This window comes from Glycomyces amatae (assembly GCF_020991375.1).
Lineage (GTDB): Bacteria > Actinomycetota > Actinomycetes > Mycobacteriales > Micromonosporaceae > Glycomyces > Glycomyces amatae.
Map to the genome: position 1 here is coordinate 163,910 of NZ_JAJLQZ010000001.1, position 23,974 is coordinate 187,883.

At 74.1% G+C, this 23,974-nt stretch carries 19 protein-coding genes; 14 read left to right on the forward strand and 5 right to left on the reverse strand.

Features of this window, described 5'->3' with window-relative positions; translation table 11 throughout:
- Positions 1-29 precede the first annotated feature (29 nt).
- From dcd to LO763_RS00800, 4 genes are all read left to right on the forward strand, one after another.
- A complete protein-coding gene (gene dcd / locus LO763_RS00785; RefSeq protein ID WP_230599935.1) occupies positions 30-605 on the forward strand; it encodes a dCTP deaminase in 576 nt (191 codons plus the stop codon).
- 133 nt (positions 606-738) lie between these two features.
- Positions 739-1,587 (forward strand): mechanosensitive ion channel family protein, encoded by an 849-nt coding sequence (locus tag LO763_RS00790; RefSeq protein WP_230599936.1) that lies wholly within the window; start codon positions 739-741, stop codon positions 1,585-1,587.
- Between the two features lie 214 nt (positions 1,588-1,801).
- Positions 1,802-2,392, forward strand: a complete 591-nt coding sequence (locus LO763_RS00795; RefSeq protein WP_230600436.1) for a TetR/AcrR family transcriptional regulator — start codon at positions 1,802-1,804, stop codon at positions 2,390-2,392.
- A 350-nt stretch (positions 2,393-2,742) separates the two neighbouring features.
- Positions 2,743-3,648, forward strand: coding sequence for a hydroxymethylglutaryl-CoA lyase (locus LO763_RS00800; RefSeq protein WP_230599937.1), 906 nt, complete (start codon positions 2,743-2,745; stop codon positions 3,646-3,648).
- A gap of 344 nt (positions 3,649-3,992) precedes the next feature.
- Here LO763_RS00800 and LO763_RS00805 read toward each other — a convergent pair whose 3' ends face one another.
- Complete coding sequence (locus tag LO763_RS00805; RefSeq protein ID WP_230599938.1) at positions 3,993-4,604, reverse strand: hypothetical protein; 612 nt, start codon at positions 4,602-4,604, stop codon at positions 3,993-3,995.
- A 201-nt stretch (positions 4,605-4,805) separates the two neighbouring features.
- Between LO763_RS00805 and LO763_RS00810 the strand changes: the two genes are divergently transcribed.
- Complete coding sequence (locus tag LO763_RS00810) at positions 4,806-7,604, forward strand: helix-turn-helix transcriptional regulator (RefSeq protein ID WP_230599939.1); 2,799 nt, start codon at positions 4,806-4,808, stop codon at positions 7,602-7,604.
- 39 nt (positions 7,605-7,643) lie between these two features.
- On the opposite strand, the gene LO763_RS00815 is transcribed toward LO763_RS00810, so the two are convergent.
- Positions 7,644-9,002 carry an MFS transporter gene (locus LO763_RS00815; protein ID WP_230599940.1) on the reverse strand — a complete coding sequence of 453 codons (1,359 nt, stop codon included), beginning with the start codon at positions 9,000-9,002 and terminating at the stop codon, positions 7,644-7,646.
- 209 nt (positions 9,003-9,211) lie between these two features.
- On the opposite strand from LO763_RS00815, the gene LO763_RS00820 reads away from it, so the two are divergent.
- Positions 9,212-9,814 (forward strand): NADPH-dependent FMN reductase, encoded by a 603-nt coding sequence (locus LO763_RS00820; protein ID WP_230599941.1) that lies wholly within the window; start codon positions 9,212-9,214, stop codon positions 9,812-9,814.
- A gap of 237 nt (positions 9,815-10,051) precedes the next feature.
- A complete protein-coding gene (locus LO763_RS00825; protein WP_230599942.1) occupies positions 10,052-12,778 on the forward strand; it encodes a helix-turn-helix transcriptional regulator in 2,727 nt (908 codons plus the stop codon).
- A 192-nt stretch (positions 12,779-12,970) separates the two neighbouring features.
- Here the strand turns inward: LO763_RS00825 and LO763_RS00830 are convergent, their stop codons facing one another.
- Positions 12,971-13,510 carry a GNAT family N-acetyltransferase gene (locus LO763_RS00830; protein WP_230599943.1) on the reverse strand — a complete coding sequence of 180 codons (540 nt, stop codon included), beginning with the start codon at positions 13,508-13,510 and terminating at the stop codon, positions 12,971-12,973.
- A 40-nt stretch (positions 13,511-13,550) separates the two neighbouring features.
- A complete protein-coding gene (radA, locus tag LO763_RS00835; RefSeq protein ID WP_230599944.1) occupies positions 13,551-14,957 on the reverse strand; it encodes a DNA repair protein RadA in 1,407 nt (468 codons plus the stop codon).
- Positions 14,958-15,425: 468 nt separating this feature from the next.
- Here radA and LO763_RS00840 point away from each other — a divergent pair, with 468 nt between their 5' ends.
- The 4 genes from LO763_RS00840 to LO763_RS00855 all read left to right on the forward strand — a co-directional run bounded on the left by LO763_RS00840 (position 15,426) and on the right by LO763_RS00855 (position 19,260).
- Entirely contained in the window at positions 15,426-16,292 is an 867-nt protein-coding gene (locus LO763_RS00840) for an HAD family hydrolase (RefSeq protein WP_230599945.1), read from the forward strand.
- Positions 16,293-16,326: 34 nt separating this feature from the next.
- A complete protein-coding gene (locus LO763_RS00845; RefSeq protein WP_230599946.1) occupies positions 16,327-17,346 on the forward strand; it encodes a LacI family DNA-binding transcriptional regulator in 1,020 nt (339 codons plus the stop codon).
- A gap of 536 nt (positions 17,347-17,882) precedes the next feature.
- The gene (locus LO763_RS00850) at positions 17,883-18,242 is read left to right on the forward strand and encodes an ArsR/SmtB family transcription factor (protein ID WP_230599947.1); all 360 of its coding nucleotides are present in this window, start codon (positions 17,883-17,885) and stop codon (positions 18,240-18,242) included.
- A 166-nt stretch (positions 18,243-18,408) separates the two neighbouring features.
- The gene (locus tag LO763_RS00855; RefSeq protein WP_230599948.1) at positions 18,409-19,260 is read left to right on the forward strand and encodes a hypothetical protein; all 852 of its coding nucleotides are present in this window, start codon (positions 18,409-18,411) and stop codon (positions 19,258-19,260) included.
- 67 nt (positions 19,261-19,327) lie between these two features.
- On the opposite strand, the gene LO763_RS00860 is transcribed toward LO763_RS00855, so the two are convergent.
- Positions 19,328-20,488, reverse strand: coding sequence for a flagellar basal body-associated FliL family protein (locus LO763_RS00860; RefSeq protein ID WP_230599949.1), 1,161 nt, complete (start codon positions 20,486-20,488; stop codon positions 19,328-19,330).
- Between the two features lie 222 nt (positions 20,489-20,710).
- Here LO763_RS00860 and LO763_RS00865 point away from each other — a divergent pair, with 222 nt between their 5' ends.
- The 3 genes from LO763_RS00865 to LO763_RS00875 all read left to right on the forward strand — a co-directional run bounded on the left by LO763_RS00865 (position 20,711) and on the right by LO763_RS00875 (position 23,875).
- On the forward strand, positions 20,711-21,676 hold the full coding sequence (locus LO763_RS00865; RefSeq protein ID WP_230600437.1) for a DedA family protein: 966 nt from the start codon (positions 20,711-20,713) through the stop codon (positions 21,674-21,676).
- A 447-nt stretch (positions 21,677-22,123) separates the two neighbouring features.
- Entirely contained in the window at positions 22,124-22,573 is a 450-nt protein-coding gene (locus tag LO763_RS00870) for a hypothetical protein (RefSeq protein ID WP_230599950.1), read from the forward strand.
- Between the two features lie 315 nt (positions 22,574-22,888).
- Entirely contained in the window at positions 22,889-23,875 is a 987-nt protein-coding gene (locus tag LO763_RS00875) for a chaplin family protein (protein ID WP_230599951.1), read from the forward strand.
- The last annotated feature ends 99 nt before the right edge of the window (positions 23,876-23,974 follow it).

Consider the following 23,974-nt stretch of genomic DNA (forward strand, 5'->3'; position numbering starts at 1 on the left):
GCGGACGGGCCCTCGATTAGCCTGGGCGCATGCTGCTTAGCGATCGCGACATCCTCGATGCCGTCAAGAACGACCGCCTCGGCATACGGCCGTTCGACGACGAACTCGTGCAGCCCTCCAGCATCGACGTGCGCCTCGACCGACGCTTCCGGGTCTTCAACAACCAGAAGTACACCCACATCGACCCGTCCGAGCAGCAGGACGACCTCACCTCCGCCGTCGAGGTCTCGGGCGACGAGTCGTTCGTGCTCCACCCCGGCGAGTTCGTCCTCGCCTCCACCCTCGAGGTCATCACCCTCCCGGCCGACCTCGCCGCCCGCCTCGAGGGCAAGTCCAGCCTGGGGCGCCTCGGCCTGCTCACCCACTCCACCGCCGGGTTCATCGACCCCGGCTTCTCCGGGCACGTCACCCTCGAGCTGTCCAACGTCGCGAACCTGCCCATCACGCTGTGGCCGGGCATGAAGATCGGCCAGCTGTGCCTGTTCAGGCTCACCAGCCCCGCCGAGCGGCCCTACGGCGCCGGCGCCAACTTCTCCCGCTACCAGGACCAGCGCGGCCCCACGCCCTCCAAGTCCTGGATGCACTGGCGCACCTGGCCCACCTAGGCCGTCCGGCCCCCGGGCCGCCTGGGCCCGCCCGTCCCGAACGTCCGCTTCTGCTCACACCGGTGTCACTCGTTTCTCCTCTGAAACGCCTGAAACGCCTGAACAGCGGTGTTATCAGGCCTACTCTGCGGGAATGAACATCACGCAGAGCTTCCAGAACATGGTGGACGACGTCGTCACGTTCCTGCCGCGTGCACTGGCGTTCCTGGCGATCCTCGTCATCGGCTGGATCGTCAGCAAGTGGATCGGCAGGATGGTCGGCAAGCTGCTCCACAAGGTCGGCCTCGACAAGGTCGGCGAACGGTCGGGCCTTCGCCGCTTCACCGGCAAATACGAACTGAGCGGCGTGCTCGGCAAACTCGTGTACTACGCGCTGCTGCTGTTCACGCTCCAGCTCGCGTTCGGCGCGTTCGGGAACAACCCCGTGTCGGCCCTGCTCAACCAGCTCGTGGCCTGGCTGCCGCTGCTGTTCGTCGCGCTCGTGATCGTCGTGGTCGCCTTCGCGATCGCCAACGCCGTGTACGGCCTGGTCAGCAACCTGCTCTCCGACACCAGCTACGGCAAGACCGTCGCCCGCATCGCGCAGGTCGCGATCATCTTCTTCGGCGCGGTCGCCGCGTTCGGGCAGGTCGGCATCGCCACCACCGTGACCACGCCGATCATGTGGACGGTCCTGGCGATCATCGCGGGCGTGACCATCGTCGGCGCCGGCGGCGGCCTCGTCGGTCCGATGCGCGAGCGCTGGGAGCGGATGCTCTCCACCGCCGAGAACGAGACGTCGAAGATGAAGGACTCCCGGGCGTCGGCGGACCCGACCGCCGAGTCCATGTCGCAGACCTACAGCTCGCAGCGGTACGGGACGGCCGCCGACACGCAGACTCCCGCACCGGGCACCATGGGGGAGGCCCCGGCGCCTCCGGCCGCTCCGGCGACCGGGGCGGTGGGCGAGGCCGAGCGCCGCATGCGAGGCTCCGACCAGTAGCGAACGCTTCGGGAGGCGATGTGTCCGGCCTCCCGCGGCGGTATGCCGCACCGCTCGCATCCGAGCGCTGCTCGACAGTCGGCCGCATCCCGGACCGGGGTGCGGCCGCCGCGCGTCCGGGGGCGCGTGCCGGGCGGGGGGCCGTGCGCCCGGGAAAGTGGGCTTTTGCTCCCTGCTTCGATGAGTACGTCCGAGTAACCTCATCGAGGTGGAGATGCATGCAGCCGACACCAGGGGCGGCTCCAAACGCCGCCGCGAGATCCTCGACGTCGCCGTGAGACTGCTCGCCAAGCACGGCTACCACGGGGTGTCGATGGACGACATCGGCGCGGCCGCCTCCATCACCGGGCCGGCGCTGTACCACCACTTCAAGGGCGGCAAGGAGCAGATGCTCGCCGACGCGCTCATCCCCGTCTCGGAGCGGCTGCTCGCGGGCGGGCGGCACTGGGCGTCGCTGCACTCGGACGACCCGCAGGCGGCCCTGGAGGCCCTCGTCGACTTCCACCTCGAGGTCGTCATCGACTCGCCCGAGATCGTCATCCTCCACCTGCACGAGCTCGACCGGCTGCCGGAGGAGCCGCGCCGGGAGGTGCGCAAGCTCCAGCGCGTCTACGTCGAGGAGTGGGTGGGGGTGCTGTGCCGGCTGCGGCCGGGGCTGAAGCCGGAGCAGGCGAGGGTGCTCGCGCACGGCGCGTTCGGCCTGATGAACTCGACGCCGTACCTCTCGCTGGGCGAGGAGGTCAGTGCCGACGAGACCGCCGCGCTCCTGCGGGCGGCGGCGCTGCGGGCCCTCGACCCCGGCTGAGCCGTCCCGGCCCGCCCGGAATGTCGGCCCCCCGTGCCACCCTGGAACCGGGGGCGCTCGCGATGTCCGATTCGTACAGACACTCCGCGACGCTCCCGACTCCCGCCGCCGGTGTCGGACCCCCGTGCCACGGTTGAACCGGCGGACGCTCGGCATGTCCGTTTCGCGAAGACCCTCCGTGACGCTCCCGATTCCCGCACCGAGCATCGGAACCCCGGAGATCGTTGCCAGGGGGCGCTTCGCGTGTCCGTTCCGCGGAGGCGCTCCGCGACTCGCCCGTCCCGCATCGCGGGACTTCGGGTTAGCATGGGCTCGTAGGCGACGGCCGACGGCGGCCGGAGGAGGCGGACATGCACCAGCCCGACCGGGTCTCACTGCGCGAGGTGGCCCCCCGCGACGGACTCCAGAACGAGCCGCCCGTCCCCACCGCCGACAAGATCCGGCTCATTGACGCCCTCGCCCGCACCGGCCTCTCCCGCATCGAGGCCGTCAGCTTCGTCAGCCCCAAGGCCGTCCCGCAGATGGCCGACGCGGCCGAGGTCTGGGCGGCCGTCGAGAAGCACACCGGCATCCGCTACTCCGCCCTGGCGCCCAACCGCAGAGGCGTCGAGCGCGCCCTCGACGCCGGCTTCACCGCCGTCGAAGTGGTCGTCTCCGCCTCCGAGACCCACAACCGCGCCAACGTCGGCCGCACCGTCGCCGACTCCCTCGCCGAACTCCCCGACATCTGCGCCATGGCCCGCGAGCGCCTGGCCGCCGTCGAGGTCATCATCGCCACCAGCTTCGGCTGCCCCTTCGAAGGCGACATCGACCCCGGCCGGGTCGCGCGCATCGTCGAGGCCGCCGAAGGCGCCGGGGCCGGACGGGTCGCCTTCGGCGACACCACCGGCATGGGCACGCCCCGGCGCGTGACCGACCTGCTCGACGCGGTCGACACCGGCCTGCCGACGCTCATGCACTTCCACGACACCCGCGGCACCGCGCTGGCGAACCTCCTCACCGCGCTCGACCGGGGCGTCACCGAGTTCGACGCGAGCGTCGGCGGCCTCGGCGGGTGCCCCTTCGCCCCCGGCGCCTCCGGGAACGTCGCCACCGAGGAGGTGGTGCACATGCTCCACGACATGGGCGTCGCCACCGGCGTCGACCTCGACGCGCTCCTGCGCACCGCCGCACTCGCCCAGGAGATCGTGGGCCGCCCCCTCGAATCGGGGGTCCTGCGCGCCGGACCCAGGACCAGTCTGGCACCGAGACCTTAAGCGGACCTGAAGCGGCCTGAAGCCGCCTTCAGGAACGGCCCCGCAGGGTTCGGGGCGCGCCCGCGACGCAGTGCCCGCCCCGGCGCCCGCATCCTTCGGGAGGACGCGCCGACCCGGTGCGCGGCAGCGGCATCGACAGGGCGTCGGCATGAGCGACAGGAAGGGCCCGGCCGGGCATCGTGAGAGCGCGAGCGAGGGCCCCGGGGTCTCGAACCTCCCCGGGGCCCTCTGCCGGACACCGCCGCAGGACGGCCGGTGCCCGCGTGCCGGGTAAAACCTCCGAATACCCGGACGACTCATGGTGACATCCGAACCTCAGCGACCACACGGATATCAGTCGAAGCTCACGTCATGGTTCGCCAACGCTCCGCCTCCGAAGGCACATACGCGGCGAACTGCCAGGCCGCCAGCGTCGCGAAGACGACCACGAGCCCGAACACGCCGCGCCACCCGTACAGCGGCAGCGCGAACAGCGCACCCGTGCCCGCGCCGATCCCGGCCAGCAGCGCCGCCGCCGACAACGCCACCGAACCGGACCCGTCCCCGACCTCGGCCGCCGCCACGACCCGCCCCGCGATCGCCACGGTCAGCCCCGCCGCGACCCCCAGCGCCCCGGCCGCCGCCACCGCGAACGCGAAGGACGGCGCGAGCGCCAACGCCAGCGCGGCGGACACCAGGCCCGCCAACGCGACCGACCCCGTCCACCGGGCCGGGCCGAGCGGGCCGGCGCGGCGCGCCGCGTTCGAGGCCACGGTGAAGCCGACCGCGAACGCCGCCAGCGGCCACCAGCGCACCGCCGCCTCGGCGGTGAAGCCGGCGGCCACGTCGGCGGCCAGGAACGCGGTCACCGCGGCGGCCGCGAACGCCACGGCCTGGGCGTACGCCGCCCACAGGGCCGGCGCCCAGCGCCGTGCCCCCGTGCGGCGGGTCGTGTGGATCGTCTGCGCAGTGGTCATGGCCCCGACGCTAGAGGCGCCGGCGCCCGCCCGCCCCGGTCGAACGACCGGTCCCGGCGACTGGCCGCGGAACCCGGTAGCGCCAGGTATTCGACCAGGTGGCGGGCGTCCCGGTCGACCCCAGTCGAATGACAGATGCGACCGGGGCGGCGCCGCGGATACGCTTGCGGCGTCCCCGGTCGCCCTGAGGATGGAGACGCCGTGCAGTTCCGATCCGGCCCCGCCCCCCAGCCCGTCGCGCACCAGACCCGGGACGCCCCGCCCGACCCCGCCGTCCCGCGCACCGACCTCGTCGGGCGCGACGCCGAACTCGACTCGATCCAGGCGCTCATGGACGGCGCCCGCCTCGGCCACGGCGGCGCGCTCGTCGTCCGCGGCGAACCGGGCATCGGCAAGACCGCGATCGTCGACGCCGCCATCCCCCGCGCCGAGGGCTTCACCGTGCTGCGCACCCTCGGCGTCGAGGCCGAGCACACCTGGTCCTACGCCGGGCTCCAGATGCTGCTCCACCCGCTGCTGCACCGCATCGACCGCCTCCCCGCCGCCCAGGCCGACGCCCTGCGCACCGCCCTGGGCATGGGCGACGGCACCGGCGGCGCCCACTCGCTCCAGGTGGGCCTGGCCCTGCTGAACCTCCTGGTGGACGCGTCGGCGAAGCAGCCGGTGTACGTGGTCATCGACGACGCGCACTGGCTCGACCGCGACTCGACCAACGCGCTCCTGTTCGCCGCCCGGCGCCTGTCGACCGAGTCGATCACGATGGTCCTGGTCGTGCGCGACGGCTTCGCGCCCGACTTCCCGGCGCCCGGCATCCCCGAGCTCACCCTCGGGCCGCTCGACCTGGCCGCCTCGCAGGCGATCATCGACATGCGCGCCGACCAGATCCCCTTCACCAGCCGCGACTGGATCCTGCGCATGGCCGAGGGGAACCCGCTGGCGCTGCTGGAGCTCCCGGCCGCCGACAACGAGGAGTCGCTGCTGCGCGCCGACACCTCCAACAGCCGCTACTCCACGACCTCGCGCATCAAGCAGGCGTTCACCGAGCGGATCATCGCCCTCCCCGACTCGACCCGCACCATGATGCTGCTGGCCGCCGCCGAGGAGACCGGCGAGACCGCCGTGATCGCCGAGGCCGCCGCGAAGCTCGGCGCCGCACTCGCCGACCTCGAACCGGCCGAAGTGGACGACCTGGTGCGCTACCACCGGGGCCGCATCGAGTTCGTGCACCCGCTGATCCGCTCCACCGCCTACCACGCGGCGCCCCGGGCCCAGCGCATCGAGGCCCACCGGGCCCTGTCCGAGGCCTTCGGCGCCGGCGACATCCGCGCCGCCCGCCACCTCGCCGCCGCCACCACCGGCCTCGACGAGAAGGCCGCCGCCGCACTCGAGTCCATCGCGTCCTATGAGGCCGAACGCGGCGGCTGCGCGGCCGAGATGGCCGCGCTCGAGCGCGCCGCGAGCTTCACCCCCGACCCCTACCAGCGGGCCCGCCGACTCGTCGAGGCCTCCCAGACCGCCTACGCCGCGGGCATGACCGGGAAGGCGGTCGAGCTCGCCGAGGCCGCCGAGCGCCTCACCGACGACCACGTCCTGCTCGCCCGCACCGCCCTCATCCGCGCCACGATCCTCTCCTGGGCCGGCCACTCCAAGGGGTTCGACGTGTGGATGGAGTCGGCCGGGCACTACGCGGCCACCGGGCACGAGAACACCGGCTACCCGCTGCTGCGCGGGGTCTGGAACGCCTGGGAGACCGGGGACTTCGCGAAGGTCAAGTACGCGTCGGGACTCGCCTCCCAGTACGGCGGCTCCGACAACGCGTGGGTGCGCCGGCTCGCCCGCGCCGCCGCCGGGCTCAACCGCCGGCCCGGCGACACCGCCGGGGAGGCGGTCGACGCGCTGCGCTCCCTCTACGACTACTACCAGCCGCTCCACGAGGACTTCCAGGCGTTCGACCAGGTCCTGGCCGCCCGCTGGCGGTTCCTCGCCGGCGACGTGCCGGCGGCGTACCAGGCCGCGGCCGAGCAGGTGCGCGCCTGCCGTGAGCGGGGCGCGCTGAGCCCGCTCGTGCAGGCGCTCATCGTGCAGGCCCAGACCCAGTTCCACTACGGACGGTACGCGGACGCGCAGGCGTCGGCCTCCAGCGCGATCGAGCTGGCGCACGAGCAGCACGACCGCCGGGCCCTCATGCAGGGCCGCATCTGGGTGCTGCTGCCCATCGCGGCGATCCGCGGCGAGGAGCGGCGCTGCCGCGAACTCGTGGCCGCCGCCATCGAGGACGCCCCCGAGGACTCGGTGATCCCCGCCGACACCGCGCTCGGCCTGCTGGACCTCGGGCTCGGCCGGTACGAGGCCGCGTTCGACCGGCTCCTGCGCATCGCCGAGGGCGTCACCCCCATGGAGGTCCTCACGCAGGTGCCGACGCTCGTGGAGGCCGCGTTCCGGTCCGGGCGGCTCGCCGAGGTCAAGGAGGCGTTCGACTGGTTCGCCGACTGGGCCGACGCGACCGGCCGCTCCTACTGGGAGGCCCTGGTCGAGCGGTGCCGGGCGCTCATGGCGACCGAGGCCGAGGCCGGGACGCACTTCGCGCGGGCCGTGGAGCTGCACCGCGCCGACGACATCGACCCGTTCGAGCGGGCCCGGACCGAACTGGTCTACGGCGAGTGGCTGCGGCGCGTGCGGCGCATCAACGAGGCCCGGGCGCACCTGCGCGAGGCGACCGAGGTGTTCGAGCGGCTCGGCGCCGCCCCGTGGACCCAGCGGGCCCAGGGGGAGCTGCGCGCCGCGGGCGACTCGACCGCCGTCGAGTCCAAACCGGACCTCGCCGAGCTGCTCACCCCGCAGGAGCTCCAGGTGGTGCGCCTGGCCGCGGACGGATTGACGAACCGCCAGATCGGCGAGCAGCTGTTCGTCAGCCCCAGGACCGTGGGCTACCACCTGTACAACGCCTACCCGAAGCTCGGCGTCTCCTCCAGGACCGAACTGGCCAAGCTCGACCTGTGAGCGGCGCGGCGCGTCCAGGCCGCACGGCCGCGGGTCCGGTCACGTCCTGCGCCACGGCCGCGTCGTCGCCTGGAGCGCCGCGCCCGCCAGCATGACCACCGCGACCGTCCACGCCGACAGCCGGTACCCGTCCACCGCCGTCGCGCCCAGACCCCACGCCAGCGCCGCCAGCACCGGCCCCAGCGACGTCCCGATCGTGCGCGTCGTCGCCATGAACGCCCCCGCCGTCCCCGACTGCTCCGGCGGCGCCGCGTTCAAAAGGTGCGTGTTCATCGGGCTGTTGAACACCCCGAACGCCAGCCCCAGCAGCCCGATCCGCGCCCCCAGGCCGACCAGGCCCGTCCCGGCGCCCACGAACAGCAGCGGCACCACCGCCGCGACCACCAGCCCCGCCCCGGCCAGCGAGACCCGGCCGGGCCCGAACCGGTCCGCCAGCCAGCCCGCGAGCGGCGTCATCACCGCCACCCCGCCGATGAACGCCAGCATCACCGTCGACACCAGCTCCGGGCGCAGCCCCCGCACGTCCGTCAGCAGGAACGGCAGGCTGAAGTTCAGCAGGCCCGTCACCGACGACAGGAGCGTCAGGCTCAGCAGCGCCCCGCCCAGCTGCGGCGACCGCAGCAGCGCCACCGTCGGCGCCGACGACGCCCGCCGCGCCCACACCGCCCCCAAGGCGACGCTCGACGCGAACGCCCCCAGCGCGATCCACGGCGCCGAGTCCACGTACTCGAACGCCAGCAGGAACGCCACGATCGCGCCCCCCGACAGCGCCGTGTCCGCCAGCAGTGCCCGGTCCGGGCGCGGCAGCCCCGTCCCGTTGGACGGCACCGACACCGCCACCGCCGCCACCGCACCGGCCCCCATCACCGCGAACACCCAGAACAGGCCCCGCCAGTCGAACGCGGCCGCCACGAACCCGCCCGCGCCGACCATCCCCATGCCGCCCACGGTCATCAGCAGCGCGATCACCGACATCGCCCGGCCCCGCTGCGCCGGCGCCGCCGCCGTCACGATGATCCGCCCGGTCATCCCGAACAGCAGGCCGCCCAGCAGGCCGCCGCCCGCCCGGGCCGCCAGCAGCAGCCCGAAGGTCGGCGCCAGCGCCGCCGCGACCGACGCGACCGTCAACGCCGCCATGGAGAACACGGCCACCGCCCGCAGGTCGGCCCGGTCGGCCAGCCGCCCGGCGGCGATCGCGACCGCCCCCATCGGCAGCGCGTAGGAGAGCAGCACCCAGGCCGTCGCCGCCTCGGACACCCCGAACTCGGTGCGGATCAGCGGGAGCGCCACGGCCATGCTGGACATGGCCCCCGCGACGGTGAGCTGGGCGAAACCGACGGCGACGATCGCCGCCCATCGGGTCGTGGCGGCCTCGGGGGCCGCTTCGGTGGCAGTCATGGCCGCCACGCTAAACGGCGTCCGACCCGGCCCGCATCCGTCGCCCGACGGGCGCACCCGACCGGTCGCCCCGCCGCGGGCCGCCGCCGCGCCCCGGCGGCGACGTGGCCGGCCGGTCCAGTCGCCGCCCAGTCGCCCGACAGATGTCCCGCCGGTCGCATCGTCCGTAGCGTCGGGCCCGAACCGCCCGAACCAAGGAGCCGAACACCATGAGCGACCGCCTCAACCTCGCCGTCATCATCGGATCGACCCGCGAGGGCCGCTGGGCCCCCGCCCCCGCCGCGTGGATCGCGGGCGTCGCCCGGCAGCACGGCGGCTTCGACGTCGACCTCGTCGACCTGCTCGACGCCGACCTGCCCCAGCACCTGTCCGAGCAGGACATGTGGAACACCGAGAGCGACCAGTCCGCGCCCGTCGCGGCCCTGTCCGAGCGCCTCCACCGCGCCGACGCGTTCATCGTCATCGCCGGCGAGTACAACATGTCGATCCCCGCGTCACTCAAGCACGCGATCGACTACTACATGGACGAGTGGGCCGCCAAGCCCGTCGCGATGATCACCTACGGCGGCAAGGTCACCGGCGGCCAGAACGCCGCCCAGCACCTGCGCCAGATCTTCCCCGAGCTGCGCACCATGACCATCCGCAACACCATCGCGTTCCCCCGCTTCTACCAGCACTTCGACGAGCGCGGCCAGTTCACGGGGTTCGAGGAGGCCGAGCCGGCCGCCAAGTCCCTCCTCGACGAGCTGCGCTGGTGGGGCCGGGCTCTCGCCGACGCCCGCTCGGCCACGCCCATGCCGTCCCCGTTCTAGGGGCGGCGCCTCCGGAGAGCCGCCGCCGGACCGGACGTGTTGCCGGCAGACGGCCCGCACCCCGCGTCGTCGATTCTCCGGAGGCGACACCGGTACCGGGGAGGCCCTCCGCCCGGCGGCCGGACCGGCTCACGGACTCCGGCGCCGGCTCGCCGGGGGCGCCCGCCCTCGGCCTTTCGTCCTAGTACCCGGTCCGGGGACCGGGCGAATCGGGCGGGCGGCGGTACCGTTGGACGCGTGCTGTACGGACGCGACACCGAGACCGCCGCCCTCGCCGACCGCATCGCCGCCGCCCGGGCGGGACGCGGATCGTCCCTGGTGGTGCGCGGCGAGGCCGGCATCGGCAAGTCGAGCCTGGTGGCCGCCGCCGCCGAGGCGGCCGCCGGCTTCACCGTGCTGCGCTGCACCGGGGTCGAATCCGAGAACGCCTGGTCCTTCGCCGGTCTCCAGGCGCTCCTGCTGCCCCTGGCCGGCCACCTGGAGGCCGTCCCCGAGCACCACGCGTGCGTGCTCTCGCGCATCCTCGGCCTCGCCCCCGCCCCCGACAAGGCCGCGCCCCCCGGGGACCTGCGGTTCACCGTCGGCCTCGCGGCCCTGAGCCTCCTGGCCGAGGCCGCCTCGCACCGGCCGGTGCTGTGCGTCGTCGACGACGCCCACTGGCTCGACCCCGACTCGGCGGCCGTGCTGCTGTTCATCGCCAAACGCCTCGCCGCCGAAGCGGCCGCGGTCCTGCTGACGGTCCGCGAGGGCTACGCCCCCGACTTCCCCACGCCCGGCCTCGACGAGCTGCTCCTGGGCCCCCTGGACGACGAGGCCGCCGGGGCCCTGCTGGCCGAGCGCCTCGGCGGCCTGCCGTTCGGCGCCGGGGACCGCCTCCTGCGCGCCGCCGAGGGGAACCCGCTCGCGCTCCTGGAGCTGCCGCCGGTCGAGTCGGACGTGCGGCCGGCCGCCGACTGGGCGGGCCCCCGCTCGACCACGAGCCGCCTCAAGCAGGTCTTCGGCGACCGCATCGACCGCCTGCCCGAGGCGACCCGGACCCTGCTGCTGCTCATCAGCGCCGCCGACACCGCCGACACCCGCCTCGTCCTCGACGCCGCCGCGAAGCTCGGCGCGCAGCTGACCGACCTCGCCCCGGCCGAGGCCGACGACCTCGTCCGCTACCGGGGCGGGCGCTTCGCGTTCGGGCACCCGCTCATCCGCACCGCCGCCTACCAGGGCGCGCCGGTCTTCCGCCGCATCGAGGCGCACCAGGTCCTCGCCGACGTCATGGAGCACGACGACCACCGCCGGCCCTTCCACCTGGCCGCCGCCGCGACCGGCCCCGACGAGGAGGTCGCCGCCGCCCTCGAGGCCGCCGCCGAGTGCGCCTCGACCTGCGGCGGCCACAACGTCGAGTACGCCGTGTTCGAACGCGCCGCCGCGTTCACCCCCGAGGGCCCCGAGCGCGCCCGCAGGCTCCTGCGCGCCGCCGAGGCCGCCGCCGCCAGCGGCAACGGCCCCAAGGCCTCCCAGCTGTGCGACCAGATCAGACAGTCCACTGGCGACCGTGCGGTGCTGGCCCGGGCCACGCTCATCGCCGCCATGGTCGCGGGCTGGGGCAACGACGTCCGCGAGGCCTACCGGCGCTACATGGAGGCGGCCGACCACTACACGGCCGCCCAGCCCCAGTCCGCCGGCTACCCGCTGTTCCGCGCCGTCGAACTCGCCTGGCAGGCAGGGGACTTCTCCCGCGCCGAAGTCGCCGCCGAGCACGCCGAGCGCCTCCGCATCGACCACTCCCCGTGGGTGCGCGACCTCGCCAGGGCCGCCGCCGGCCTCAACCGCTCCCGCGCCGCCACGGCCGCCGAAGCGGTCGCGGCCCTGCGCCGCCTCACCGACCTCCACACCGGCTTCGGCGAGGCCGTCGCCCCCGAGGACCAGGCGATGGTCGCCTGGTGGCAGACCCTCACCGGCGACATCGCCGCCGCCGAGCGGACCGCCGCCGCGACCGTGCGCACCGCCCGCCGGACCGGCGCGGTCGGGGCGCTGCCCCGGGCGCTGACCCTCAACGCCCTCACTGAATTCCACAGGGGACGGTGGAGGGACGCCGAGGCCATGGCCGCCGACGCCATGGGCCTGTCCGCCGAGCTCGGTCAGCCCATCGGCCTGGTGAAGGCCCCCGCCCACGTCCTCGCCCCGATCGCCGCGCTGCGCGGCGACGAGGCTCGCGTGCGCGAACTCGTCGAGGCCGCCCGCGCGGCCTCGCCCGCCGACACCGCCGTCACCGTCGACACCGCCGTCGCCCTCCTCGACTTCTCCCTGGGGCGCAACGAGGAAGCGCTCGACCGGCTCATGGGCCACCTCGACTCCGGCGCCCCCGGGGAGACCCTCTGGTTCGTGCCCGTCGCCGTCGAGGCCGCCGTGCGCACCGGCGAGGCCCACCGCACCGCGGACGCCTTCGCCTGGTACGCCGAGTGGGCCGAGGCCTCCGGTACGCCCCACCTCGCGGCCCTGGTCGAACGCACGCGGGGCCTCCTCGCGGCCGACGCGGACGCCGGGGCCCGCTTCGAGCGCGCCGCCGCGCTCCACCGGGAGGAGGACGGGTTCCCGTTCGAGACCGCCCGCACCGACCTCGTGCTCGGCGAGTGGCTGCGCCGGGCCCGGCGCGTCAACGAGGCGAAGGGGCGACTGCGTTCGGCCGCAGCGGTGTTCGAGCGGCTCGGCGCCGAACCGTGGACCGAGCGGGCGCGCCGGGAGCTGCGCGCGGCGGGCGACGCGGGCCCGATCGAGGCCGGCCCCGACCTGGCAGGCAGGCTCACACCCCAAGAGCTGCAAGTGGTCCGGCTCGCGGCAGCGGGCCTGAGCAACCGCGAGATCGGCGAGCAGCTGTACCTGAGCCCCCGCACCGCCGGGTACCACCTGTACAAGGCCTACCCGAAGCTCGGCGTCGCCTCCCGCACCGACCTCGCCAAGCTCGGCCTCTGAAGGGCAACGCGAACGTCCACCGGGGCCTCGGGGACGGGCCCCCGGTTTTCAAGGCTGCCGCAGGGGCCCGACAATCCGGTCCCCGCAGTGGCGACAACCGCCGGTGATCACCCGAAAGGGTGATCACCGGCGGTTTCGATGATGCAGTGTCCTCAGGCGCTCAGGCGCTCAGGCGCTCAGGCGCTCAGGCGCTCAGGTGCTCAGTGGGTTCGGGGCCTCGTAGCGGGCCGTGCCCGGCTCCTCGCCGTCGCCGAGGCGCCTGAAGCCCGACTTCTCCAGCACCCGCACCGACGCGGGGTTCGCCGTCTCCACCGTCGCGTACACCCTCCGCACCTCCGGCGCGGCGTACGCGTGCGCGACGAGCGCCCGCACCGCCTCCGGCGCGTAGCCCAGGCCGCGGCGCGAGGGCACGATCCCGTACCCGATCTCCACAGTGCCCTCGTTCGGCGGCCAGAACAGGCCGATCGAGCCCACGACCAGGCCGGTCGAGCGCTCGACGACGAGCCGGTGCCCGAAGGGCCCCAGCCAGTCGGGGTCGGCGGCGATCAAGGGCGCGATCACCTTGTCGCCGTCGTCGGGGAAGTCTTCGGCCCAGTCGCCGAGGCGACCGCCCGCGCCGACCGCGCCCGCCTCATGGGCGGTCCAGGTGCGCAGGAGGAGCCGTTCAGTGCCCAGGTCGGCGGTGGCCGCTGCGGCGGAGCCCGATGCGGGCTCGAGGGAAGGATCGTTCACGGCGGACACCGTAAACCGCCGCGGGCCGGGGCTCAACCGTTTAACCGCGGCGGGCCCAGGTGCGCGCCGCCGCCTGCTTCGCGTCGATGATCGTCTCGACCTCGACCACCTCGATGCCCCGGTGCCGCTCCGACACCGAGCCCTTCGGCACGATCGCCGTCTTGAACCCCAGCCGCGCCGCCTCCCCGATCCGCCGGTCCGCGTTCACCGTCCGCCGCACCTGGCCGGTCAGGCTCACCTCCCCGATCGCCACCAGGTCGGCGCTCACCGCGATCTCCTGGTCGGCGCTCACCAGGGCCAGGGCGAGCGCCAGATCGGAGGCGGGCTCGCGGACCCTGATCCCGCCGATCGTCGTCGCGTACACCTCCCGGTCCAGCAGGCGCATCCCGCCGCGCCGCGTCAGCACCGCCAGCACCATGTTCAACCGGGCCTGGTCGAGCCCCGACACGGTGTGCCGGGGGATCGCCCCGTCCTTCACCGACTTGCCCAGCAGCGCCTGGACCTCGACCGGGACGGCCCGGCGGCCCTCCATGGTCACCGTCACGCAGGTGCCGGGGGTCGGCTCGGTGGGGGCGTCGTCGAGGAACAGGCCGGAGGGGTCGGCGAGGGAGACGATGCCGTCCTCGGTCATCTCGAAGCAGCCGACCTCGTCGGCGGGCCCGAAGCGGTTCTTGACCCCGCGCAGCAGCCGCAGCATCGAATGCCGGTCGCCTTCGAAGTGGACGACGGTGTCGACCAGGTGCTCCAGCGCCCGCGGGCCGGCGATGCCGCCGTCCTTGGTGACGTGGCCGACGAGGATCACGGCCATGCCCCGCGACTTGGCCTCGGCGGTGATGGCGCTGGCGACGGCCTTGACCTGGGTGACGCCGCCGGGGACGCCGTCGGTGTCGGGGGCGATGACGGTCTGGACGGAGTCGAGGACGAGCAGGCCGGGCTTGACGTCCTCGACGTGGCCGAGGACGGCGCCCAGGTCGGTCTCGGCGGCGAGGTAGAGCTCCTCGGAGAGGCAGCCGGTGCGGTCGGCGCGGCGGCGGACCTGCGAGGCGGACTCCTCGCCGGTGGCGACCAGGGCCTTGCCGTAGCCGGCCTCGCCGAAGCGGTGGGCGACCTCCAGGAGGAGCGTGGACTTGCCGACGCCGGGCTCGCCGGAGATGAGGGTGACGCCGCCGGGGACGAGGCCGCCGCCCATGACGCGGTCGAACTCGCCGATGCCGGTGGGCAGGCTCGCGGCCTGCTCGGCCGAGACGGTGCCGATGCGCAGGGCCGGCATGGCGGGGCGGCGCGCCCCCGTGGCCCGGGCCGCCGGGGCGCCGCCGGACTGCCGGGGCGGGGCGGCGGTCTCCTCCATCGACCCCCACTCGCCGCAGTCGGGGCACTGCCCGACCCACTTGGGGACGCGGAGTCCGCACGCGCCGCAGGCGTAGGCGATTCGCTGGCTCTTCGACATGGCGCCAGCCTACGGCCGGGCACCGACAATCGAGGCCGGGCACCGCGCCGGGGCGCGGTCGGCGTGGCCCTCGCCACGGCCCGCACCGGAAGCGCCCCGAACCGTCGGACCCTCCGCGCACCCTCGTACCGGGGGCCCGCGCGGCGGTCCCCGGGCGAGTCGCCCCTGCCCGCGATCCGGCCGCGGGCGCTGCCGGAGCGCCCGGCCGCCCGCGGGGCGTCCGCCGCCGCGAGTGCGGGACCGGCGGCTGCGAGTTCGGGCACACATCGCCGCCGCGGCGGCCCGAACCGTCGGACCCTCCGCGCACCCTCGTACCGGGGGCCCGGGCGACGGCTCCCGGTGGCGTCGCCCCTGCCCCCGGCCCGGTCCCGGGCGCCCGCCTCGGCCTCCGCGCGCCGCCGCGGCCACACCGGGCGCGCATGGGACAAGTGGTCGAAACGGGCTTGTAGGCGTGTCTAGACTGGCGGCATGAACGCAGCGGAGCCGATCAGCGGATCGCCGGCACTCTCGCTCGAACCGGTCCCCGCGCCCTCCCGGTCGCGTCCCGGCGCGGCCTTCTTCGACCTCGACAAGACCATCATCGCGAAGGCCAGCAGCCTCGCCTTCTCGCGGCCGCTCTACCAGGGCGGCCTGCTCGCCCGCCGCGACGTCCTCAAGGTCGCCTACTCGCACCTGCTGTTCCGCCTCGGCGGCTCGGCCGACGAGGCGCAGATGGCGCGCACCCGCGACGCCATCGCCGAGCTCTCCCGCGGCTGGCCCGCCGACGAGGTCCGCGCCATCGTCGAGGAGACCCTCGAGGAGCTCATCGCCCCCGCCGTCTACGCCGAGGCCGCCGCCCTCATCGAGGCCCACCGCTCGGCGGGCCGCGCGGTCGTCCTCGTCAGCGCCTCCGGCGAGGAGATGGTCGCCCCGATCGGCCGGATGCTCGGCGCCACCGACGTCATCGCCTCCCGCATGGTCGTCGGTCCCGACGGCCGCTACACCGGCGAGGTCGACTTCTACGCGGCAGGCCCGGCGAAGGCCGAGGCCATGAAGGCGTTCGCCGCGACCCGCGGCGTCGACCTCGACGCCTCCTTCGCCTACTCCGACTCCATCACCGACGAGCCCATGCTCCGCTCCGTCGGCTTCCCGCGCGCGGTCAACCCCGACCGCGGCCTGCGCCGCCTCGCGCAGGAGGAGGGCTGGCCGCAGCTGACGTTCCGCCGCCCCGTGGCGCTGCGCCAGCCCCTGTCCGGGCCCAGCCCGCTCAAGGTCGCCGCCGCCGGGGTCACCGTTGCCGCCGTGGCGTATGTGGTGTGGCGAGTGTGGAGGGAACGGCGCCTGAGGACCGCTTGAGCAGCGCTTTCCGCCGATGAGTAGCCTCAGCGGGATGGAACGCAAACAACCGGCCCGACTGGCCGATGTCGCCCGAGCCGCCGGTGTCTCGGTGGCCACCGCCTCTCGCGTGCTCAACGGCTCCCCGCACCGGGTGAGCGATCAGCTCAGCGAACGGGTCCGGGAGGCGGCCCGCCGGTTGCGCTACGCCCCCAACGTCGGCGCCCAGGTGCTCGCGCGGGCGACCTCGCAGACCGTCGCCCTGCTGCTGCACGACGTGACCGACCCCTACTTCGGGCAGATCGCCGGCGGCGTCCTCGCCGAGGCGGCCCACCGGGGCGTGCGGGTCCTCATCGCCGACACCGGCATCGACCCCGACTCCGAGGTCCAGCACCTCGACTCCCTGCGCGGCTACCGGCCGCGCGCGGTGATCGTGGCCGGTTCGCGCACCACCGACAAGGCCGCCGAGCAGCGCCTCGCCGAGCACCTGTCGGACCTGCTGGAGCTGGGCGCCACCGTCGTGAGCGTGGGCCAGCCGGGCCTGCCCGGGCGCGTGGTGCGCCCGGCGAACCGCGAGGGCGCGGCCGGCCTGGCGCGGTTCCTGTCCGAGCTGGGGCACCGCCGCTTCGCGCTCGTCGCCGGGCCCGAGCAGCTCCAGGTGGTGCGCGAGCGCCGCGAGGGGTTCCTGTCGGCGCTGCCCGAGGAGGCCGAGGTCGTGCACGTCCCGGCCGAGTTCAGCCGCGACGGCGGCTACCAGGCCGGGCGCCGCCTCCTGGACGGCGGGACGCTGCCCACCGCGGTGTTCGTCACCTCCGACGTGCAGGCCACCGGGTTGTGCACGGCGCTGCGCGAAGGCGGGGTGGGCATCCCGGGGCAGGTGTCGGTCGCCGGGTTCGACGACATCCCGATCGTGCGCGATCTCACGCCCTCGCTCACCACGGTCGCCCTGCCGCTGCACGAGATGGGCGTGAAGGCCCTGGAAGCGGCCCTGGTCGAGGACGCCGACTACCCCGACGAGCTCATGGTCGAGGCCGAGCTCATCGAGCGCGGCTCCACCGCCCGCCCCCGCGGCTGAAAAGGGGGCGCATCAGTGCGGACGGGGTCGAAACGGCCCCGTCCTTTTGCATGTCCGGGACTGATGATGTGGGGATTCCCATCCTCATGTAACCGCGCTGAAACACGTGCGGGCCGCATTCCGGCGCGCGGCGCGCTAAGCTCCTGATCAGGGTTGTTCTATATGTTGGGACTTCGATTCGTGTCGGCACGTGAATCGGCTCTCGGCGAACCGGCGGCAACCGCTTAAATATAGGAGAATTTAGATATAACTCCTGGTAGTCTGGTATTAACTGAATAACCGATACCTGTGGCCTGCGAACTGATCGCGCGGCAGCGGTGGCCCCGCTGGCGAGGCAGGCGTAATCTCGGCGGTGGATCCGATGCGGGCCTTGGTGCAGCCCGGTCGCGGTCCATAGGAACCGAAACCCTTTGCGAGCCGGAAGCGTCGTCGTTACCGTCCGGCCACAACGCGAGGGCATATTCAGGGTTGGAACTGGATTAATGGCAGTGCGGCCATCCAGTCCCGACTGGAACCAATCCGGAAGGAACACGATCATGGTGCGAGTCACCGTCGAGGCCGAGACTCCCGTCTCGCCGGTCAGCGGCGAAACGCTCTCCAAGTCCGACGCCGAGCGCATCGCGGGTGTCCTCAAAGCACTCGCCGACCCGAACCGCCTCCAGCTCATCAGCCTCATCCAGGCGGCTCCCGAGCAGGAGGCCTGCGTCGCCGAGCTCACCGAGCCGCTCGGGCTGTCGCAGCCGACCGTCAGCCACCACCTGCGCATCCTGGCCGAGGCCGGGGTCGTCCAGCGCGACAAGCGCGGCGTGTGGGCCTACTTCCGCCTCGTCCCCGAGACGATGCGGATCGTGGCCGACCTGCTGACCCCGCCGAAGCGGCGCACCCGGCGCCGCTGACCGGAGGGCCCGCGGACGACCGGCGCCGAACCGACGGTCCGGCGCCGGGCCCGCCCGCCGGGGGACGCCGTCCCGCGGCCCGGCGAGGGCGGTCGCTCCCAGTCCGCATGGGATAACTGAAAAACGCGAACTCGACTGCGCTCGCGCCAGGTCATACACTCGTCACATGGCCGGCATGCATCGCAGACGAGGGCGCCTCTCGAAAGAGGGACGCCGCCTCCTCGGCGGCGTGGCGCTCCTCGCCGTCTTCGCGCCGGTCACGGCCTACACGCTGAACGCCGCCATCGCCCACGTGCAGTCCTGCGGGACCGAGGTCGACCTCCGTGTCGCCGCCGTCCCCGAGATGGCGGCCGTGATCGAGGAGTTCGTCGCCGCCGGCGGCGGGGCCCCCTCGCGGGGCTCCGACGTGTGCGCCGACATCACCGTCGAGGCCGTCGCCCCCGGCGCCGTCGGCGAGTCCGACGCCGACGTGTGGGTCCCCGAGACCGCCCTGTGGCGCAGCATGCCCGACTCGGGCCGCGCCGAGCAGTGGGAGGTCCTCCAGGAGTCGACCGCGAACGCCGCGGTCGGCATGGCCCTGCCCGCGGGCGAGAGCACCGACCAGGTCCTCCCCGACGAGGCCGACGTCGCCCTCCAGGACCCCCGCGGCCACGCCGCCAGTCTCATGTGGATCATCCTGTTCGGGGTCGACGAGCACACCGCCGAAGGCGGCGAGGGCACGCCGGTCATGTCCGCCCCCGAGGTCGCCGCCGCCAACGCGGCCGGCGGCGCCGAGCTCCAGGCGCCCGGCGGGGCCGCCCAGGTCGCCCAGTTCGAGTACCCCATGCTCGTCCGCGCCGACCTCTCGGACGAGGGGCGCGAAGCCGCCCAGAACCTCCTGCGCTCCTACGGGAGCGAGCAGTACACCGAGCTGCTCGTCCGGCACGGCCTCGGCCCCGCCATCCCGCAGCCGGCGCCCTCGCCCCCCGAGACCATCGCCGCCGCACTGGCCGCCTGGGACGACCGGGCCACCGGATAGCGCCCGGCCGCGCCCCCGAGCATGCGGACGTCCAGGCCGCCGGGGCCCGTGCCGCCGGACCCGCGGCCTAGGGCTCCTCGGCCTGCGCCAGGGCCTGGTTGAGCACGTCGTTGAAGACCCGCCAGGCCTCCTCCGAGCGCTCGTCGGCCACGTCGGCGCTCGTGAACGCGTGGAAGACCCCGTCGGCGGTCGTCACGAACACGCTCATCGAACCGCGCCAGCGCCCGTACACCTCGGTGCGCTCGGCGATCCCGACGTCGCCGTTGCCCAGGTCGGTCAGCGGCTGGTAGGGCAGCCCCTCGCGCAGCGACTCGCGCGCGGCCGCCGGGCACTCGCCTGGGCACGGCTCCCAGCCGACCGTGAACCCCGAATCGTCCTCCCCGGCGGTGCACACCGTGTGCCGCTCGGCCGCCGCGCACTCGTACTCCTGGGGGACCTGGAACGCGAACGGCCAGTTCTCGTAGGCGATGACGCGCGTGTCGGCGTCCTCGGGGAACACGGTCCCCCCGACCCGCTCCTCGGGCGCCTCCGGGTCCCAGCGGGGCGTCTGCTCGCCCGCCTCGGCCTCGTCGCCCTCGGCCTCCTCGGTCGTCGGTGCGCCCGAGGCGCCGTCGACCGCGGCGGTGTCGGGCGCCTCCGCGTCCGAACTCGCATCGTCGCCGCCGCCGCCCGACAGCAGGGCCCACACCCCCACGACGAGCGCGAGGATGACCACGACCGAGCCGATGCCGATGAGGATCGGCTTGAGCTGCGAGCGCCGCTTCGGCGGGGCGATCATCACGACCGGCGGCGACACCGGCGGCGGGGAGGGCGGGGCCGGGGAGGCCGGCGCGGCCGAGCGCTGCGCCGCGGCCATCTGGTGCACGGCCCGCTGCGCCGCGGCGGCGGGCCCGACCGGGAGCGGCCCGGTGGCCGGGCCCAGGGCCAGGAGCCGGTCCATGATGCGGTCGGCGCCGCGCAGGCGCGCGTCGCGCAGCACCACCACGTACGGCTGCTCGGCCTCCAGGTCCGCCACCAGGATCGGGGCGTCCTCGGGGCCGGCGGTCGCGTACGCCCAGGCGGCGGTGTCCGACAGCAGGCCCCGGCGGGCCGGGTCCTTGGACGACGTCGCGCCCAGCGTCAGGATCTGGACGGGGCGGCCGCTCTCGTCCTGCCCCTCGCACAGCTCGTACGCGCCTTCGACGCGGGCGGTCGCGACATCCCGGTACGGCCCGACCGTCCGACTCATCGAAGCCCCTCCAACTGCGGTCCAGGAGCGCTGAACGGGCCGACCTGGTGCGTGCGAGCCGTAAGAAGCGCGGAATTACCACTAAGTATGGCCCGGCCCCGCACGTCGCGCGACACCCGGCCGCATCCCATCGGCCGGAAGGCCGGAACCGGCGCGCGGGCCTCGGTCGGACGACCGAGGCGGCCCCGCGGGGGCGCCGGATACGCTGGCCGCGTGACCAACATGCTCAGCCAGGCGATGACACTGGCCGCCGCGGACGTCACCCACGCCGATGAGTACGACGGCATCATTGGCTGGGTGCTCGACCTGATCGACAAGTTCGGCGAGGTCGGCGTCGGCCTGGCCCTCGCCATCGAGTCGGTCTTCCCGCCCATTCCCTCCGAGCTCATCCTGCCGGTGGCGGGCTTCCTCTCCTACCAGGGGAGGATGAACTTCTGGCTGGCGATGTTCTTCGCGGCCCTCGGTTCCATGGCCGGGGCCTACATCCTCTACTACGTGGGCTACGCGTTCGGGCGCGAGCGCACCCGGTGGCTGTTCGAGAAGATCCCGCTCCTGGAGCTCAAGGACTTCGAGCGCTCCGAGAAGGTCTTCGCCCGGTGGGGCGGCGTCGCCGTCCTGGCCGGGCGCTGCCTGCCGCTGGTGCGCAGCGCGATCTCGGTCCCCGCCGGGATCGAGAAGATGCCGTTCTGGAAGTTCACCGGCTACACCCTGATCGGCTCGGTGATCTGGAACGCGATCTGGATCGGGCTGGGCTTCGCGTTCGGCCCGGCGATCGAGCCGGTCCTCGCCCAGTACTCCGACCTGCTCAGCAAGATCGTGGTCGGCCTCATCGGCCTGCTGTTCCTGTGGTTCGTCGTCTCGCGCACGATCAAGCTCATCCGCAAGAAGCGCGACGGCGGGGGCGAGGACGGCGGCGCGGGGAGCACGGACACCATGATCCTGCGCAAGGTCGAGCCGCACGACCGGGCGCCGGGCGACCCGCAGCCCTACGGCCGGGCCCCCGGCGGCCCGCAGCAGTACGGCCAGGCGCCGGGCGGCCAGGGCCAGGGGTACGGCCAGGCGCCGAACCGCCCCCAGTCGTACGGGCGGGCGCCGGGCGTCCCGCAGGAGTACGGCCAAGCCCCGGGCCGTCCCCAGCAGTACGGCCAGGCGGCGCCCCCGAACCACCCCGAGCAGTGGCGCCGGTGAGCACCTGACCCCCTTTCGAGTTGCGGCCCTTCACGTTCGCGTGGAGGGCCGCTCCGCGTCCGGAACGGGCATATGAGGCATCCACGCATTCAGGTGCCGCAACGCCGCATCTTTTTCGAATTTCTTCGCGTCTGGGCGTAACCGCCGCCGCGCCCCTCCAGTTAGTCAGGGTGGCCGCGTCGCCAACCCGTCGCGGCCGGGCCGGAGTGTCACCGGTCCACCGGACAGCGAGAGCGGTCCTCGATCCGCCGACGATCCAGCCGGCGCGGTCGCGGCTGAGGGCCGCAGTCGGCAGCAGCGGGCGCCCCACGGCGAACGCCCTGCCCCGACCCGCTGGTGAACGACTGACAATTCAGCGATCTTGCACCGCCCGGCGGTCGATTCGTGCTGCTTCCCCAGCGCCGATCGGCCACCTGCGATGCGGAGAAAGGCAACAAGCAGATGAAGATGCGCACTGCGCGTACGGCGGGCCTCATCGGAGGCATCGCCACGGGGGCTCTGCTGCTCGCGGGCTCGGCCGCTCAGGCCGCCGCCACCGACGCCGAGGAAGCGGCCGGCGACCTGGTCGCGGCGACGCCGGAGGCCCTCGGGGGGCTTCCGGTCTCTCCGGACGCCGTCACCGGCCTGGCCGGCGGCGTCGCCGGCGGCGTCACCGACAAGGTGCCCGGCCTGGACGCGCTCAACGCGGTCCCCGGCCTGGACGCGGTCATGCCCGCGGGCCCCAGCGCCGAGGCCAAGGGCGACCAGCCCGTCGACGCCGACGAGATCGTCGACCACGTGAACTCGTCCCGCAACGACATCAAGAACGACAACGGCCAGTCCGCGGACGCGGGCGACCCGCTGGGCGACCTGCTCAGCGGCCTCGGCGGCGGCCTCCCGGTCCCGCTGCCCTTCTAGGGCGCGCACGACCGGCCGCGGCCCCAGCGGGCGCCGCGACCGACCACGGCCCACGGGCCCGCCCGGGTCCACCGCGCTCCCGGCCGCACGAGCCCCACGCGACGGTCCACCGCCGCGCGGGGCGAACGCGGCCGGACGGCGCTCGCCCGGGCGGCCCGTCGGCCGGAACGAAAAACTCTCCCGGTTTCAATGCACCCTGTTCAGGCGAGACCCAGCTCGCCTCCGCGAACATGCACAAGTTCATTGAAGCCACGGAGCTTCACGGGGGACACGTGATGGAACAGCAAGAACGAATTCCCTGAAAGGTGAAACTTCGTGAACTACTCATGGGCACGCAAGACCGCGCAGACCGGCTTCGTCGCAGCGGGGGCCGTCCTCGTCGCCGGCGCCGGCACCGCCCACGCCTGGGGTCCTGACGTCACCACGCAGGACCAGGTCGGGGCCGTGTCGGGCAACCAGGTGGTCGCGCCGATCCAGGCGCCCATCAACATCTGCGGCATCGCCGCGGCCGTCCTCGGCACCGCCGACGCCGGCTGCGAGGGCGGCGCCACCGCCGAGAACGGCGGCGCGGGCGACCTCACCACCCAGCACAACACCGGCCTCGGCAACGGCAACCAGGTCTTCGCGCCGATCCAGGCCCCCGTCGAGGTCAGCGGCATCGCCGCCGCCGTCGGCGGCGTCGCGGACGCCTGGTCCGACGGCGGCTCCGAGGCCACCCTCGAATCCGGCCGCACGACCGAGTCGAAGAGCTACGACACCACCACCCAGCACAACTGGGGCGCGCTCTCGGGCAACCAGCTCCTCGCGCCCGTCCAGGCCCCGATCAACGCCTGCGGCAACGCCATCGCCGTCGGCGGCGCCTCGGGCGCCCAGTGCGACGGCGGCGCCGACGCCGACTACAGCGGTGCGGGCGACCTCACCACCCAGCAGAACGTCGGCCTCGGCAACGGCAACCAGATCTTCGCGCCGATCCAGACACCGATCAACGTGTGCGGCAACGCCATCGCGATCCTCGGCTACGCCAGCGCCTCGTGCGACGGCGGCGCCGACGCGGAGATCCCCGGCGGCCACGACCACCACGACAGCCACAAGGAGCTCGCGACCACCGAGGAGGCGGCGAACGTGGACCTCGACGAGGAGGCCCTCCCCGTCCCCGGTCTCGACACCGTCGGCGGCGTCGCCTCCAACGTCCCGGTCGTCGGCGGCCTGGTCAGCAACACCACCTCCGAAGGTGTTGCTGGCTCGGCGACCGACACGGTCGCCGACGTCACCGAGCTGGCAGGCGCGGGCCTGCTGGGCTAGCGCGGCCGGGGGACCGCGCCGCACCGGGCGCGGACCGCTCCCCCGCACCGCGGGCAGCATGTGAACGGCGGTTCGCGCCGCGGCATCCCGCCGCGGCGC

Bases quoted from the DNA above. Each gene is read 5' to 3' on its own strand.
- LO763_RS00805 (WP_230599938.1), bottom strand. From the start codon at position 4,604: ATGACCACTGCGCAGACGATCCACACGACCCGCCGCACGGGGGCACGG.
- LO763_RS00815 (WP_230599940.1), bottom strand. From the start codon at position 9,002: ATGACTGCCACCGAAGCGGCCCCCGAGGCCGCCACGACCCGATGGGCG.
- dcd (WP_230599935.1), top strand. From the start codon at position 30: ATGCTGCTTAGCGATCGCGACATCCTCGATGCCGTCAAGAACGACCGC.
- LO763_RS00820 (WP_230599941.1), top strand. From the start codon at position 9,212: ATGAGCGACCGCCTCAACCTCGCCGTCATCATCGGATCGACCCGCGAG.
- radA (WP_230599944.1), bottom strand. From the start codon at position 14,957: ATGTCGAAGAGCCAGCGAATCGCCTACGCCTGCGGCGCGTGCGGACTC.
- LO763_RS00870 (WP_230599950.1), top strand. From the start codon at position 22,124: ATGCGCACTGCGCGTACGGCGGGCCTCATCGGAGGCATCGCCACGGGG.
- LO763_RS00845 (WP_230599946.1), top strand. From the start codon at position 16,327: ATGGAACGCAAACAACCGGCCCGACTGGCCGATGTCGCCCGAGCCGCC.
- LO763_RS00850 (WP_230599947.1), top strand. From the start codon at position 17,883: ATGGTGCGAGTCACCGTCGAGGCCGAGACTCCCGTCTCGCCGGTCAGC.
- LO763_RS00855 (WP_230599948.1), top strand. From the start codon at position 18,409: ATGGCCGGCATGCATCGCAGACGAGGGCGCCTCTCGAAAGAGGGACGC.
- LO763_RS00865 (WP_230600437.1), top strand. From the start codon at position 20,711: ATGCTCAGCCAGGCGATGACACTGGCCGCCGCGGACGTCACCCACGCC.
- LO763_RS00840 (WP_230599945.1), top strand. From the start codon at position 15,426: ATGAACGCAGCGGAGCCGATCAGCGGATCGCCGGCACTCTCGCTCGAA.
- LO763_RS00790 (WP_230599936.1), top strand. From the start codon at position 739: ATGAACATCACGCAGAGCTTCCAGAACATGGTGGACGACGTCGTCACG.
- LO763_RS00795 (WP_230600436.1), top strand. From the start codon at position 1,802: ATGCATGCAGCCGACACCAGGGGCGGCTCCAAACGCCGCCGCGAGATC.
- LO763_RS00800 (WP_230599937.1), top strand. From the start codon at position 2,743: ATGCACCAGCCCGACCGGGTCTCACTGCGCGAGGTGGCCCCCCGCGAC.
- LO763_RS00860 (WP_230599949.1), bottom strand. From the start codon at position 20,488: ATGAGTCGGACGGTCGGGCCGTACCGGGATGTCGCGACCGCCCGCGTC.